Genomic DNA, 15628 nt, shown 5'->3' with positions numbered 1-15628 from the left:
TAGAGAAACAGGCAGGGAGTGGGAAGAGAGATGGACCAAATATCTAGTATCATTAATTATTTGTTTGAGATCATTCGTAGTCTTGGGTATTTTGGTATTATGCTAGGCTTGATGGTGGAGGTCATTCCAAGTGAAATAGTCCTCGCTTATGGCGGTTTTTTAGTGTCCTCGGGTCATATTAATTTTTTTGGCGCAGTCGTGTTTGGAACGATTGGCGGGGTGCTGGCCCAGTTGTTCATTTACTGGATTGGACGCTATGGCGGCAGACCCGTTTTAGATAAGTATGGGAAATACATACTCATCAAAAAAAGTCATGTTGACCACGCTGAAGCCTGGTTCAATAAATATGGCACAGGGGTCATTTTTACAGCTCGCTTTATCCCTGTTGTTCGTCACGCGATCTCAATCCCTGCCGGGTTGGCTCGAATGAACGTATGGCGCTTTATTATTTTGACAACGCTGGCGATTATACCTTGGTCTGTTTTGTTTATATATTTAGGTATGCTGTTGGGAGACAAGTGGGAACAAATTGACGAAGTGGCAGCACCTTACATCAAACCGATTTTGCTGGTTGCTCTTGCGCTCTTGATCATTTATTTTGTTATCAAATGGATTGTAGCCAAAAACAAAAAAGGAAGTGTATAACATGAGCCGTACTAACGTATCGCAATATTTCGGAAAGGGCTTGAGTCCTGAACAATTTATGGAGGGCATGGAAAAGAACAAAGAAGCCTTCCGCTCTGGATACGATCAGTTTGTGTGGAGCAGCGAAGAGGATCGGGAGTTTTTTGAAAGCCTGAACCATCGTGATGATCTGCGTGTGCTTATATTGGCTGCCGACTGGTGTGGGGATGTAGTACGCAATGTGCCAGTTGTGTTCCGCGCGTTGGAGAATAGCGGGATTCCAACCGAAGTATTGATTCTGGAAAATCATCAGGCGCTGATGGACGACTTCCTGACAATGGGCGGACGTGCTGTGCCGATTGTGATTTTTGCGGATACGGGAGGTCATGTACTTGGCCACTGGGGACCACGCCCTGCACATGTTCAACAAATTATGATCGCATTCAAACGTGAAAATCCAGATCGGGAAGCCGATGATTATCAAGAAAAAATCGCAGTTGCTCGTAAAGAAATGGCTGGAAAATATGGGGAGGGAACCGAGGTCCATCCTGTAATTGTTCAGGAATTACGCGAGCTGATCTCGGGATTTTAACTTATGACATTATCTATTCGCAGTTTTAATCTCGGCCCGCTCCAGACGAATGCTTATTTGCTTCAAGGAGATGATCCGAAGCGCGCTGTTATTATTGATCCAGGGATGAATCCGGGTCCTTTGCTGAGAGCCATTGAGCCACTGACGATTGAAGCTATCCTGCTGACGCATGCCCATTTTGACCATATCGGAGGAGTAGAGGAGATTCGCAATGCCAAAGACTGCCCGGTTTATCTGCACGCCTTGGAGCAAGACTGGCTTACATCTCCTAAGCTGAATGGCTCCTTGATGTGGCCAGAGGCATCCCCTCCGATCTCGACGGAACCAGCCGAATATGACTTGGCAGAAGGTCAACAATTGAACCTGATCGGTCACACGTTCCGGGTTTTCCATACACCGGGCCATTCACCCGGAAGTGTCAGCTTTTTATGCGGCAAAGATCTTTTTTCCGGGGATGTGCTATTTCGTCAGGGCGTTGGACGCACGGATCTGGCGGGCGGCCGCGAACGGGATCTATACGATTCTATTCAGAACAAATTGTTTCCACTCGGAGATGACGTTACAGTCTATTCCGGTCACGGTCCCAAAACGTCCATCGGTTATGAGAAAGCTAACAATCCGTATATCCGGTAAATGTGATGAATGTTCAGTAGGGGCAAAATCAAAGGTGTGACAGGTTTTGCCCCATTTCGACAACAAATTATAAATTATGTATAGACAAAGGTTTTTATTTTTGTTAACATAAATTTATTGAAGTTACATACTAAACTCGCGAAGCACGCAAGCTGTGGATGAATCCCGGTTTGCGTTCTTTTTTTTGCCCATTAAGAGGATAAAGAGGCATGAGGCCGTCAGATCACAAGGGGGAGCAAGAATGAAAAGAAAACATATATATGGGGTACAACGTGAGATTGGAGGTAGTTTCCGGGTTCCCAATATAATAGATATTGAAGATTCTGTGGCAGATTCCGAGCCGAAGATCATAACTTGGAAAAAGGTGAAACGACGGGGCGGAATCCCTACACAAAACTGGCATGTGAGGCTGAATGAACACAGGTTGGGACGTGGAGACGGTCGATTATGAAGATACATAGATCATATAGACAAGCTACTTTTTTTTTAGTAGACTTAGCAGATAAGTTCAGACAAACGGGGGGGCTAACGATGCATCATTTAGGAGCTAGAATTATGATCGTCGCGGATGCTTTTGAGCAGAATCTTCCTGTGGGCGAACATGGTTATATCATTGCTTACGACCGTAATGCGGACAATGCTTTTGACTATGTCATTCGCGTACCGAAGGTGAACCGCAATTTTTTTGTACCATCCGGAGACATCGAGCTGGAAGAGAGTATTCTCAAGCTGGAAGCCGAGCGGATTGAGCGTGAAGCGCTGATAGATTACGCCCTTGCTACCCATAATGAGCAACTGTTCATGCATGTGATGAACGGTGGTATTGATTCGGTAGAGACTGAGGAAGAAGAAACCGCGGCGGAGTTGTTGTCACAGGCTGATTTTATCAGACAAGTCAATTTGCGTGCTTGGATATAGAAGTCGGCTACGGTCGATTCTTTTTAAGAATATATAAAGGGCACAATCTCAGCTCCTATAGTTTTCACGAAAGAGCACCGAAAGGTGCTTTTTTTATATTCTTTTAGCAACATTTACCTCATCGAAGTGCAGTTTGCTTCTGTACCGCGTCAAAGATTGAATTGTAAAGGGTTCTATCCTATAATTAAAAACGTTATTTCAAAGTTCGGTGCAGCATTTTTTAATATCAGGATTTTGCAAAATTCGATTTCAGTCGCTTATTGGATTTTTTGCAAAATCCTCATATACATGAGGAGGGTTTTGTATGAACATTTCCACGGAAGATGTCCGTCACGTAGCCAAGCTGTCCAGGTTGAATCTGACCGCGGCTGAGGAAGAAACGATGACAGGACAATTAAACGCCATTCTCCATTATGCGGAGAAGCTGAATGAGCTGGATACGGAGCAGGTAAAGCCGACCACTCATGTGCTGCACGTCAGCAATGTCATGCGAGACGACGAAGTTCGCGAAAGTTTGACACATGAGCAAGTGATGCGCAATGCACCTGAAGAAGAAGACGGACAGTTTAAGGTTCCTGCTGTTCTGGAATAGATCTCATATTTGAAAGGAGGATGCAAATTGAGCTTGTTCAATAACACATTGCCCGAGATACATAACAAGCTGCATCAAAAGGAAATTTCCGTGAGTGATCTGGTAGGACACGCTCTGGAGACAATTGGTGCGCGGGAAGACAAGATCAGAGCTTATATTACCGTTGACGAGGAACAGGCCCGTGCATCCGCACGTCAGCTGGATGATCAACTGATTTCCGGAGAGGAAAGAGGGTTGTTGTTTGGCCTGCCAGTTGGCATTAAGGATAATATTGTGACAGAAGGGCTGCGTACAACATGTGGCAGTCAGTTTTTGAAAAATTTTGATCCCGTTTACGATGCCACAGTTGTTAGCAAGTTACGCGCAGCGCAAACCGTGACACTCGGTAAAATGAACATGGACGAATTCGCCATGGGCGGCTCTAACGAGAACTCCAGCTTTTTCCCTGCACGTAACCCTTGGGATTTAGAACGTGTTCCCGGTGGTTCCAGTGGCGGCTCGGCTGCGGCTGTTGCAGCGGGTGAGGCTTATTTCACGCTCGGCTCGGATACAGGGGGTTCCATTCGCCAGCCCGCTTCTTACTGCGGAGTAGTTGGCCTGAAACCAACCTATGGTCTAGTATCCCGCTTTGGACTGGTGGCTTTTGCCTCCTCTTTAGACCAAATTGGACCCATTACTAAAAATGTTCAGGATTCGGCCTATGTCCTACAAGCCATTGCAGGTTATGACCAGAAGGACTCCACTTCTGCAAAGGTAGACATTCCTGATTATTTGAACGCTTTAACCGGGGATGTAAAAGGACTACGTATCGCTGTGCCTAAAGAGTATCTTGGTGAGGGCGTCGATCCTCAGGTCAAGGAGAAGGTGCTGGATGCACTGAAAACGCTGGAAGGATTGGGCGCTGTATGGGAAGAGGTATCTCTTCCACACACGGAATATGCGGTTGCGACATACTACCTGCTGGCTTCATCCGAAGCGTCATCCAATCTGGCACGTTTTGACGGCGTGCGCTATGGTGTACGTTCTGACAATCCAGACAACCTGCTTGATCTATACCATCAGTCCCGTACGCAGGGTTTTGGTCCTGAGGTGAAGCGTCGGATTATGCTAGGTACCTATGCGCTCAGCTCTGGGTACTACGATGCTTATTATTTGAAAGCTCAAAAAGTGCGCACACTGATTAAACAGGATTTTGATCGTGTATTTGAACAATATGATGTGATTATCGGACCTACTGCACCGACAACTGCTTTCAAAATCGGCTCGCAAGTGGACGATCCATTAACAATGTATTTGAACGATATTTTGACGATTCCGGTGAGCTTGGCTGGTGTGCCAGCCATTAGCATTCCGTGTGGTCTAGCGGATGGAATGCCAGTCGGACTACAAATCATCGGAAAAGCCTTTGACGAGTCTTCCGTGCTACGCGTAGCTCATGCTTTTGAACAAAATACCGAATTTCACAAGCAGCGTCCGCAGCTGTAATTTGCCAAAAAGGAGGGAACCTATTCATGTCTACAACTACATCCAAGTATGAGACGGTCATCGGACTTGAAGTGCACGTGGAATTGCATACGAAGTCTAAAATATTCTGTGGATGCTCGACATCCTTCGGAGCACCACCCAACTCTCATACATGTCCGGTCTGTCTCGGTCATCCAGGGGTATTGCCGGTATTGAACCGTCAGGCCGTTGATTATGCGATGAAAGCAGCAATGGCGCTGAATTGCACCATTGCTGATGTGAGCAAGTTTGACCGCAAGAACTATTTTTACCCCGATTCACCTAAGGCCTACCAAATCTCACAATACGATCAACCCATTGGCGAAAATGGCTGGATTGATATTGAAGTGAATGGTGAGACAAAGCGTATCGGTATTACTCGACTGCATCTGGAAGAGGACGCAGGGAAATTAACACATGTTGATGGTGGCTACGCATCTTTGGTCGATTTTAATCGGGTCGGCACACCATTGGTCGAGATCGTTTCGGAACCGGAAATATCTTCGCCGGAAGAAGCCAAGGCCTATCTGGAAAAAATACGTGCCATTATGCAGTATTGTGACGTATCCGATGTGAAGATGGAGGAAGGATCACTTCGCTGCGACGCGAATATCAGTCTTCGTCCGCATGGACAAAAAGAGCTAGGAACTAAAGCGGAACTGAAAAACATGAACTCCTTCCGTGGCGTACAGCGCGGACTGGAATATGAGCAGTTCAGGCAGGAGCAGACGCTGGACGAAGGCGGAACAATTGTACAGGAGACACGTCGTTGGGATGAAGCACAAGGTAAAACTTTATCCATGCGTGGTAAAGAACAGGCCCATGACTATCGTTATTTCCCAGACCCGGATCTCGTTACTCTTCATATAGACGAGGAATGGAAAGAGCGCATCCGTGCTTCGATTCCTGAATTGCCTGACCAGCGTAAAGCACGCTACACTTCCGAATATGGATTACCTGAGTATGATGCCCAGGTGATTACGTCCTCCAAGCCATTGGCCGATTTGTTCGAGGATAGCCTTCAATTCACCAAGGATGCCAAAGCAGTATCCAACTGGATTATGGGGGATCTACTCGGTTATTTGAACAGTGCCGGTATTGAACTGTCGCAGGTTAAATTGACCGGTCGGGGCTTGGGTGAAATGATCGGACTGCTGGAGAAGGGAACGATCAATAGCAAAATCGCTAAAACGGTCTTCAAGGAAATGCTGGAAAGTGATAAACTGCCACAGCAAATTGTCGAAGAAAAAGGGCTTGTACAAATCAGTGATGAGGGTGCGATTCTTACAATTGTCGAACAAGTTGTAGCAGCTAACCCGCAATCGGTCGAGGATTACAAAGCTGGCAAGCAAAAGGCCATCGGCTTCCTAGTCGGTCAAGTGATGAAGGAGAGCAAGGGGAAGGCAAACCCTGGCCTTGCTAATAAGTTGCTGACGGAAGTGCTGAACCGCTAATGGCATAGATTTGACAGGGGCTTGTCTTTTAGGGACAGGCCCCTTTTGCATAGCCGCTAAGAATGGTTGGCGCGAACAAGCTTTAGAACCTGATGGCATTTTATGAGTTTCCTTAGGAGGGAAAACAGCATGGTTACCCTATGTTCATTGGAAGATGATGATATCGTCAGTCAGATATGGCGTCTACAGCATGTTGCCTATAGGCTGGAAGCTGAGCTGATTGGGTTTGATGAAATTCCTCCACTGATGGATACATTGGATACGCTGAGAAGCTGTGGAGAGTCTTTTTATGGGTGGCTGGAGGACGGTGAATTGCTAGGAGCACTGGCTGTGCAGTCCGAATCGCCCGATTCGCTTACCCTTACACGTATGATGGTTCACCCAGATCATTTTCGTAAAGGCATTGCAGATTCTTTAATGAAGCATGTTTTGAATGAATATCAAAATATCCCGTTGTTTATCGTCTCTACAGGAACTCTAAATACTCCTGCGGTGGCGTTATATCGAAAACATGGCTTTCGTCCCGTATCTGCGGCTGAGGTCGCTCCAGGCGTGGAATTAACTACCTACCATCTGCATAAGGTGGAATAGCATTGAGGTATCAAATTGACATTAAAAATGCACATAAGCCCACAAACCGCGCACCCGGAGTGGGAAGCACGACATAACCGGGAGGAGAGACTCGAATGAATAATCCGTGGATTATAGACGATTCACATATCATTTTACGGCTTTTACTGTCCATGCTTCTCGGTGGATTCATTGGGTTTGAACGCGAGCGTTCCAATCACGCAGCTGGTTTGAGGACTCATATTATGGTCAGCCTTGGTTCGACGCTGATTATGCTACTCTCCATTTACGGCTTTGCCGATTTTATTAAAGAAGCTAATGTACGCATAGATCCCGCTCGTTTGGCTACCGCTGTGATCACTGGCGTAGGCTTTTTGGGTGCAGGAACGATTATGTTCACAGGTAAATCCATTACCGGACTAACGACTGCGGCTTCCATTTGGGTCGTGGCTGCTATTGGCCTTGGGGTTGGAGCAGGGTTTTATTTCCCATCTATAGCGGCGACAGTGCTCGTATTTTTAAATTTATGGGTGTTTAACAAAGTTGAACTTCGGTATATGCGTGGACGCAAGCGCCATCTTATTACATTGTACGGATTGGCCTCTCACGGATTGCTGGATCAGATTTCGACTTATTTAGAGCAAGAAAAAGTGGAAATACGTAAAATAATGATTAAAGAACATGAAAATGTCCCATTTCACGAATTACATCCAGATCGGCAGAGTATGGAGGTTTCCCTAGAGGTGCTGGCCCGTCATGATTTTAATCCTGTACGTATTGCAGCAGATTTACGACAATGGGAAGATATAGCTGCAGTCTCTGTTGAGTAATAGGGTACCTTTTTTTAACAGTTACTCTTAAATCTGATTGGGGTACTATGTAAGCATTGAAATGTTTTTCAGCGGAACCACGTATGGGATTCAAAGGGGAGGATGGCATGAACTCGGAACAACCGTTACCGTCTGGAGAGGCTGGACAGCTACAAGCATCGGAACAGCGGGAACAGCCCAGACAGGGGAAGCGTCTAAAATACGCTAAATTTCGCAAAGTGATTGCCATTATCATGGCGGCATTGTTACCCGGACTAGGACATCTTTTTTTAGGACTGTTTATCAGGGGGCTTAGTTTTATTGTATTGCTCCTGCTAGATATTTTTGCGATGCTGTATGTTTCCTCTGACGGCTTAAGGATCAACATTCCATTACTTATTTTGCTTGGATTGTTCATACCTGTTTTATATTTTTATAATGTATATGATGTCTTACAGTCTGCAGATTATATGGTTCGCTATCGACGTAAGCCCGATCGTTATGTACGAATGGATGCTAGAGGCCAGCAAAGTAGTCCTTTTTATACGTGGGAGAGAGGCTTTGCTTTTGCTGTGCTGATGGTGGCAGGCGGTGGGCTTATGATTTTGTTTCGCATGAAACCTCGCTGGTTGAGCAATTTCTTTGAGGATTATGGATTCCTTACGCTGGCTATTTTATTAATGATGATCGGTTTATTCCTTTTTCTAAGGGAAGCCCTTCTGACCTTTAAGCGTAAAAAGTTGAAAGAAAGAGGGTGAAGCTGGCGTGCACCGTAAAATAAGAGTCGGGCGCTACACCTCTTCGCTTCTGTTGATGGCTGTAGGCATTTTGCTTATTGTAGATGTGTTTCAAAATACTGAATATATGCTTCAACTCCTCGTTTGGTGGCCCGTAATCTTCGTGCTTTGGGGACTGGAGTATCTAATTTTTTTTGCTGTGTACTTTCGGAAAGAAGGCAAGTCTGACAATGGAAGGCGATTCAGACCTGACCTAAAGGGGATTCTGTCCGCTTTGGTAGTGGCAGCCTCGGTTTTTATCGTGACCCAGCAAAATCATTATATGTATCTGTGGAATCGGGTCAGTCTCAATCTGACGTCAGCCTCTATGGATTTTAGCCAGGCTAAAGAGAATCGGTATGATATGGGTGGTGTGCTGGTACCTGTAACTATGCAGACGTCCGATTTAATAGTTGATTCGGTTAATGGTGATGTAACACTGATCAGACGACCTGTGTCCAATATAGAGGTACGAGGGACTCTATGGGTGGATCAAGCGCCTGCTGCCGAAGCGGACAAGATTGCTCAAGCTTCTTCACTGACTTCTACCGACGGCAAGACTATCCAGATTCGTCCGGAGGCACAGTCATACGGAGCATCAAGCAAACGTCAGCCCCGTGTGAACATGCTGATCACCGTGCCTGAGGACCGACGGTTCAATATGCAGATTAGAACCTCCAACGGGAATATTACCTTGAATGGAGTTGATGCTATTGACAGCATTAGACTCGAGAGCGGTAATGGAAATCTCATCGTTAATGACGCTATCGGCAATGTCAAGGGAGGCACGCTGAACGGTCAGGTTAAATTGCATCGGATTTCTGGAGATGTGGATGTGCGCACGAACCGAGGCGACATGCAGGCAGGCGATATTGAGGGAGCTGTCACACTACATACCATGGTAGGTGACATTCAGCTTGCTCGTTCGGAAGGAGATATCACTGTTGATACTCAGAATGGGGACATGAATGTGTTGAATTCTACAGCCAAGCTGAATGCTAATTCGCTTAATGGCTCTATCAAAGTGCATAGCGAACAGGTGAGCGGAGATTGGAAAATATACAGTGCTGTCGGTGATATCGTATTGGATCTTCCGTCGAATGGAGATTTTCAGTTAGAGGGTTCAAGCAGTTATGGTAATCTTCAATCCGATTTTCCATTTAAAATAGACAGTAAAAGTATTTCAGGCCAAAACGGGACAGGCAAGTATGCGATCAACGTGGAGGGCAACAGTAATTTAACCATTAAAAAGTTACTGATGCCGTCGTTACCCGACTTGGAAGATTCCGGGGGTACGACTGCGCCCGATACATCTGAAATCTCTCCGGCTGAACCTAGAGCTCCCGAGACAGATACCTCTATAGGAGCATCCGGCGACAATACGGCGCGTTGACAAGAAACTTGAGTAGACCGTACAATGTGAGTAGGTTTAGAAGTAAGTTGTAAATAGATGCGTGGTAATTGATAGGATCGTAAGTAAGGGATAAGGCGGTGGACATATATGGCAGCACGCGTCCAGCATGCTTTGGAACTTCTAAAGAAGACAGGTGTACGCATAACACCCCAGCGTCATGCCATATTAAACTATTTGATGGAAACCATGGGGCATCCGACTGCAGATGAAATATATCGAGCGCTTGAGTCCAAGTTTCCAAGTATGAGTGTGGCTACGGTTTATAATAACTTAAAGATGTTTATAGAAGCGGGTATGGTACATGAGTTGACCTATGGAGATAACGCCAGTCGTTATGATGCCAATATTTCGGAGCACTATCACATCATTTGCGAAAAATGCGGAAAAATTGAAGATTTCAGTTATCCCTATTTGGCTGATGTGGAACGTCATGCTGCGTTGGAAACAGGCTTCGAAGTGCATGGACATCGTATGGAGTTACACGGAGTATGCAAAACTTGTAGTAACAAACAAACGTAACGAAACAAGGAATAGAGTTTTTTTGTGCGGTATGTATATATTGTAATGGATTGGAAACGTGAGCAATTCTCCGTAAGCGGGGATTTACCGCGTTTTTTTGTTTAAATCACTTTACTTTTGTTTCAAGTAATCTGTTGAGGTTACAAAATACGGAATTCAAAGTTCATACAATGGAGGTTCAATATTGGCCAGAAATCATTCCAGACGCCGCCGTAAACGTTCACGATTCAAAGGAGCGGCAAGCCTGCTATTATTTGCAGCGATTATATGCGCAATTACTGTCGTATGGTTTGGTAATCCCCTTCATGAGAAACCCGATTGGCAGGGCAGTGTCCGTCCTATTTTTATGCAGGGCAAGTTGACTGGGTATGAAGCTCAAAGCTCCGGCAAGAACATGCTGATGCCGCTTAAATTGGTGCAAAGTCAAATTGATCCTTCGGTTCGCTATGAGGATGACAGCCAAACCGTCATTATGGCGACGAGACAAAGCTTGCTCTATATGAAGGTTTCGAAGGCACAAGGGGAATTGAATGGTAAAACATATGCGCTGAGCGCAGCCCCCCAGGTGATCAGTGGAGAGGTATATATCCCGATAGAGGCTGTACGTGAAGTATACGGCGTTTCTATACACGAAGACTCTGTAACGGGTGCCGTTATCTTGATGAAGGCCGGCGAGAAGGTCAGGCTGGGTAATGTAGAAAAGAAGGATGGGCAACAGGATGCTAGAATTGCCTTACGTAAAGAAGCCTCTAGCCTATCTTTTATTTTGACAGATGTACCTCAGCGGACGAAAGTACGTATCTGGTCCCAACAGGGTGATTGGTATTTTGTGCAGTTAGACAATGGCTATGCAGGATACATTAAATCAGACCATATCGCTGAAGGAGAAGAGCTTGTGATTCCTTCGGTTAAGGACGATTTGTCCATATCGGAGAAGCATTGGGAGGGGAGACCAGTGAATCTCGCTTGGGAAGCCGTCTATAATCGCAAGCCCGATCCTTCCAAGTTTGATCCTATGCCTGGAGTAAATGTGGTGAGCCCTACGTGGTTCAGTGTCGTCGATCATGAGGGCACTGTAGAAAGCAAAGCGGATCCTTCTTATGTCAGCTGGGCACATCGCAAGGGTATGGAGGTTTGGGGGTTGTTGAGCAACAGTTTTAATCCCGAACTAACAACAGAAGCTTTGTCTACCTTTGAACGTCGAAAGTCGATTGTAGATCAGATGATTTCACTTGCTCAACAAAATGATCTGGACGGTATTAATATCGACTTTGAAAATGTTCATACAAAGGATGGCCCCAATGTCACCCAATTTTTGCGTGAACTTAAACCGATGGCTCGGGAACATGATTTGATACTGTCCATTGATGTTACGCCTAAATCTCAAAGTGAGATGTGGTCTGTTTTTTTGGATCGAAAAGCATTGGGGACTATAACAGATTATCTCATGGTAATGGCGTATGATGAGCATTGGGCGGCTAGTCCAAAAGCTGGTTCCGTCGCCTCGTTACCATGGACGGAAGCGTCAATTAAGCGAATTATTCGGGAAGATGAAGTGCCGTCTCAAAAAGTGGTTTTAGGTATTCCATTATATACTCGCGTGTGGTCCGAGACTCCCAAAGAAGGGAAGATTAAGGTCACCTCCAAATCACTTGGTATGGAGTCAGCAGCCAATATCATAGCCCAATTTAAGTTGAAGCCCAAGTTTAGAGCTTCCGAAGGCCAGAATTATGTCGAGTATACAGAAGACGGCGTAGTCAAAAAGATTTGGCTGGAGGATCAGGTATCTCTGAAGGCAAGAGTAGAACTTGCCAAATCGCTGAAGCTCGGAGGAATTGGTGTGTGGAATCGAAGCTTTGCAGATAAAGACGCTTGGATAACACTGAAAAAAATAAGTGAATAAGATAAAAAAATTACAATTGAAGAAGGAAGTTTCTTATTTATGTAGAAATGATCACATGTATCCAAATATCCAATTTGCGGTCATAGCCGCCTTGCAGGTATGGAGGGAGAAGTGCAGCTAACCAAATTAAACCTGATATATGATGAATTGTTGCAGGAGGATTCGATAGGTATTATTTCGTACAGAAAACCGGGAGAGTATTTTCACGGTTCAATGTTGTATGACTTTGATGAACTTATTCTAATTATTGGAGAAGGCACCAAGCCAGTCCGTTCTATTCAACACTTATTTATGAATGGTTTAAGATGCCAAGTGTTGTACGCAACGCTCAGTTGTCTGAAGGAATGGATTATCGCTGGTGAACAAGCCAACATTATAGATTATGTGCTAGAAGGGCGTATTGTCTGGGAAAGGGATGACAGGGTTCGTTTTTTAAGACAGGAAATTGTTGAGTTTAACGATCCACTGCGGGAGCAGAAGCGATTTCATGAGTTCTCCCGCTTTCTGGTCAATTACGTTCATGGTAAAAGAGCGGTGCGAGAAGGGCGGATCATTGACGCTTATCAAAGTGTTCTGAAAGCATTGGATCATTGGGCATCTATTGAACTCATTGAACGGGGGATTTATCCAAAGGTTCACTTATGGGTTCAGGTACAGCCTCTGGATCGAACAATTGACAAACTGTATAACGAACTCACATTAAGTACGGAAACCTTGGAACAACGGGTTGAACTAGTACTGCTTGCTTGTGAATTTTCAGTTATGTCAAAAATGGAGGAGTGCTCCTCTCCGCTATTCCGTATATTAGGCAGCAGACGGGAACCTTGGTCTATAAATGAACTTATTAACCATCCTGAGCTAAAGAATCTCCAATTGGATCTTACCGTCGTGCTCCGTAAACTGGTATATCGATCACTTATTAGAGAAACAGCTGCCGGGGATTTTAGGGATCGCGGGCAAAATCGTGAACTGCGTTACTCTCTTATTTGATGTACAGGGGTTGATTTGTCAGGAAGAAAGGTTGTTAAACCGACTTTTCTTCCTTTTTTTGCACATGATCTAGTATTTATAAATAGTTAAAAAATATAAATTATTAATTTAGGTTGACGAGTATATAAAATATGTGATAAGTTATAACTCGCCCCATTAAGCAGCATGAATAGTTTTGAACTGTTTAAAGCAGGATAAACGTGTTGCATCAAGCGGAAAAAATAAGTTTTCAAAAAAAAGCTTGACGAAAAATGAGGTTATGTGTTACATTATTTAAGTCGCCGCTGAGACGCGGTGGTGAAACAAAGTAAGACGTTATGTAGGTTTGATCTTTGAAAACTGAACAACGAGTGAGTAAAACGATTTTGCTTGCAAAATCAAACAAGAGATATTTTTTATCTCGTCAGTTTCAACATGAGCTTATCGCTCTTTCTATAAACCAGCTTCGGTTGGTCTTTAATGGAGAGTTTGATCCTGGCTCAGGACGAACGCTGGCGGCGTGCCTAATACATGCAAGTCGAGCGGGGTTATTTAGAAGCTTGCTTCTAAATAACCTAGCGGCGGACGGGTGAGTAACACGTAGGCAACCTGCCCACAAGACAGGGATAACTACCGGAAACGGTAGCTAATACCCGATACATCCTTTTCCTGCATGGGCGAGGGAGGAAAGACGGAGCAATCTGTCACTTGTGGATGGGCCTGCGGCGCATTAGCTAGTTGGTGGGGTAAAGGCCTACCAAGGCGACGATGCGTAGCCGACCTGAGAGGGTGATCGGCCACACTGGGACTGAGACACGGCCCAGACTCCTACGGGAGGCAGCAGTAGGGAATCTTCCGCAATGGGCGAAAGCCTGACGGAGCAACGCCGCGTGAGTGATGAAGGTTTTCGGATCGTAAAGCTCTGTTGCCAGGGAAGAACGTCTTGTAGAGTAACTGCTACAAGAGTGACGGTACCTGAGAAGAAAGCCCCGGCTAACTACGTGCCAGCAGCCGCGGTAATACGTAGGGGGCAAGCGTTGTCCGGAATTATTGGGCGTAAAGCGCGCGCAGGCGGCTCTTTAAGTCTGGTGTTTAATCCCGAGGCTCAACTTCGGGTCGCACTGGAAACTGGGGAGCTTGAGTGCAGAAGAGGAGAGTGGAATTCCACGTGTAGCGGTGAAATGCGTAGAGATGTGGAGGAACACCAGTGGCGAAGGCGACTCTCTGGGCTGTAACTGACGCTGAGGCGCGAAAGCGTGGGGAGCAAACAGGATTAGATACCCTGGTAGTCCACGCCGTAAACGATGAATGCTAGGTGTTAGGGGTTTCGATACCCTTGGTGCCGAAGTTAACACATTAAGCATTCCGCCTGGGGAGTACGGTCGCAAGACTGAAACTCAAAGGAATTGACGGGGACCCGCACAAGCAGTGGAGTATGTGGTTTAATTCGAAGCAACGCGAAGAACCTTACCAGGTCTTGACATCCCTCTGACCGGTCTAGAGATAGACCTTTCCTTCGGGACAGAGGAGACAGGTGGTGCATGGTTGTCGTCAGCTCGTGTCGTGAGATGTTGGGTTAAGTCCCGCAACGAGCGCAACCCTTATGCTTAGTTGCCAGCAGGTCAAGCTGGGCACTCTAAGCAGACTGCCGGTGACAAACCGGAGGAAGGTGGGGATGACGTCAAATCATCATGCCCCTTATGACCTGGGCTACACACGTACTACAATGGCCGGTACAACGGGAAGCGAAGCCGCGAGGTGGAGCCAATCCTAGAAAAGCCGGTCTCAGTTCGGATTGTAGGCTGCAACTCGCCTACATGAAGTCGGAATTGCTAGTAATCGCGGATCAGCATGCCGCGGTGAATACGTTCCCGGGTCTTGTACACACCGCCCGTCACACCACGAGAGTTTACAACACCCGAAGTCGGTGGGGTAACCCGCAAGGGAGCCAGCCGCCGAAGGTGGGGTAGATGATTGGGGTGAAGTCGTAACAAGGTAGCCGTATCGGAAGGTGCGGCTGGATCACCTCCTTTCTATGGAGAATCGTTTCCTGCGATGGAAACATTCAAATATGAAGCGTAAGCTTCAAAACTCAGGTTTAGGCCTGTTACTCACTCGTTGCTCAGTTTTGAGAGCTCAAACTCTCAAGCTTCGACGAATACTTCATTCACACATCCGTGTGGAACCGTAATATTCATCGGGTTTCGCTTCGATGAAGCGAATTGCACCTTGAAAACTGGATACCGAAACGAAATTGCGTTTTAGAATATTCCTTTAAGCTGATCTTGTGTAAACAAGTGAAATAAAGGTAGCTGCCTTGAATTTCATTCACACGTAAGTGTTGAACCGAAA

The 15628-nt window shown here is 45.8% G+C and carries 15 protein-coding genes and 1 rRNA gene; all 16 read left to right on the top strand.

The window, feature by feature from the left end; genetic code table 11:
• The first annotated feature begins 30 nt into the window (after positions 1-30).
• Positions 31-645 carry a DedA family protein gene (locus MKY98_RS21650; protein ID WP_029517185.1) on the top strand — a complete coding sequence of 205 codons (615 nt, stop codon included), beginning with the start codon at positions 31-33 and terminating at the stop codon, positions 643-645.
• Between the two features lies 1 nt (position 646).
• Positions 647-1216, top strand: coding sequence for a thioredoxin family protein (locus tag MKY98_RS21645; RefSeq protein WP_029517186.1), 570 nt, complete (start codon positions 647-649; stop codon positions 1214-1216).
• A 3-nt stretch (positions 1217-1219) separates the two neighbouring features.
• Complete coding sequence (locus MKY98_RS21640) at positions 1220-1849, top strand: MBL fold metallo-hydrolase (RefSeq protein ID WP_069012005.1); 630 nt, start codon at positions 1220-1222, stop codon at positions 1847-1849.
• Positions 1850-2090: 241 nt separating this feature from the next.
• Positions 2091-2300: a hypothetical protein gene (locus tag MKY98_RS21635; protein WP_069012007.1), complete on the top strand. Its 210-nt coding sequence runs from the start codon at positions 2091-2093 to the stop codon at positions 2298-2300.
• 80 nt (positions 2301-2380) lie between these two features.
• Positions 2381-2767 (top strand): hypothetical protein, encoded by a 387-nt coding sequence (locus tag MKY98_RS21630; RefSeq protein ID WP_025675434.1) that lies wholly within the window; start codon positions 2381-2383, stop codon positions 2765-2767.
• Positions 2768-3071: 304 nt separating this feature from the next.
• Positions 3072-3359 carry an Asp-tRNA(Asn)/Glu-tRNA(Gln) amidotransferase subunit GatC gene (gene gatC / locus MKY98_RS21625; RefSeq protein ID WP_013311910.1) on the top strand — a complete coding sequence of 96 codons (288 nt, stop codon included), beginning with the start codon at positions 3072-3074 and terminating at the stop codon, positions 3357-3359.
• A gap of 27 nt (positions 3360-3386) precedes the next feature.
• On the top strand, positions 3387-4844 hold the full coding sequence (gene gatA / locus MKY98_RS21620) for an Asp-tRNA(Asn)/Glu-tRNA(Gln) amidotransferase subunit GatA (RefSeq protein ID WP_023990257.1): 1458 nt from the start codon (positions 3387-3389) through the stop codon (positions 4842-4844).
• Positions 4845-4870: 26 nt separating this feature from the next.
• Entirely contained in the window at positions 4871-6316 is a 1446-nt protein-coding gene (gatB, locus tag MKY98_RS21615; RefSeq protein ID WP_069012008.1) for an Asp-tRNA(Asn)/Glu-tRNA(Gln) amidotransferase subunit GatB, read from the top strand.
• 129 nt (positions 6317-6445) lie between these two features.
• Positions 6446-6907, top strand: a complete 462-nt coding sequence (locus tag MKY98_RS21610) for a GNAT family N-acetyltransferase (RefSeq protein ID WP_029517189.1) — start codon at positions 6446-6448, stop codon at positions 6905-6907.
• Positions 6908-7002: 95 nt separating this feature from the next.
• Entirely contained in the window at positions 7003-7716 is a 714-nt protein-coding gene (locus MKY98_RS21605) for an MgtC/SapB family protein (protein ID WP_029517190.1), read from the top strand.
• 83 nt (positions 7717-7799) lie between these two features.
• The gene (locus MKY98_RS21600; RefSeq protein ID WP_069012013.1) at positions 7800-8453 is read left to right on the top strand and encodes a hypothetical protein; all 654 of its coding nucleotides are present in this window, start codon (positions 7800-7802) and stop codon (positions 8451-8453) included.
• 7 nt (positions 8454-8460) lie between these two features.
• Positions 8461-9864, top strand: a complete 1404-nt coding sequence (locus MKY98_RS21595; protein ID WP_029517192.1) for a DUF4097 family beta strand repeat-containing protein — start codon at positions 8461-8463, stop codon at positions 9862-9864.
• Positions 9865-9972: 108 nt separating this feature from the next.
• Positions 9973-10404, top strand: coding sequence for a Fur family transcriptional regulator (locus tag MKY98_RS21590; RefSeq protein ID WP_029517193.1), 432 nt, complete (start codon positions 9973-9975; stop codon positions 10402-10404).
• Between the two features lie 184 nt (positions 10405-10588).
• Positions 10589-12307 carry a glycosyl hydrolase family 18 protein gene (locus MKY98_RS21585; RefSeq protein ID WP_069012010.1) on the top strand — a complete coding sequence of 573 codons (1719 nt, stop codon included), beginning with the start codon at positions 10589-10591 and terminating at the stop codon, positions 12305-12307.
• 111 nt (positions 12308-12418) lie between these two features.
• The gene (locus MKY98_RS21580) at positions 12419-13297 is read left to right on the top strand and encodes a nucleotidyltransferase-like protein (RefSeq protein ID WP_081317598.1); all 879 of its coding nucleotides are present in this window, start codon (positions 12419-12421) and stop codon (positions 13295-13297) included.
• A 456-nt stretch (positions 13298-13753) separates the two neighbouring features.
• Positions 13754-15309 (top strand): 16S ribosomal RNA (locus MKY98_RS21575).
• The last annotated feature ends 319 nt before the right edge of the window (positions 15310-15628 follow it).

The organism is Paenibacillus sp. FSL M8-0228 (genome assembly GCF_038007385.1).
GTDB classification, from domain to species: domain Bacteria; phylum Bacillota; class Bacilli; order Paenibacillales; family Paenibacillaceae; genus Paenibacillus; species Paenibacillus polymyxa_D.
Note: the sequence above shows the minus strand (reverse complement) of the source record. Positions and strands in the feature narration are given on the sequence as shown.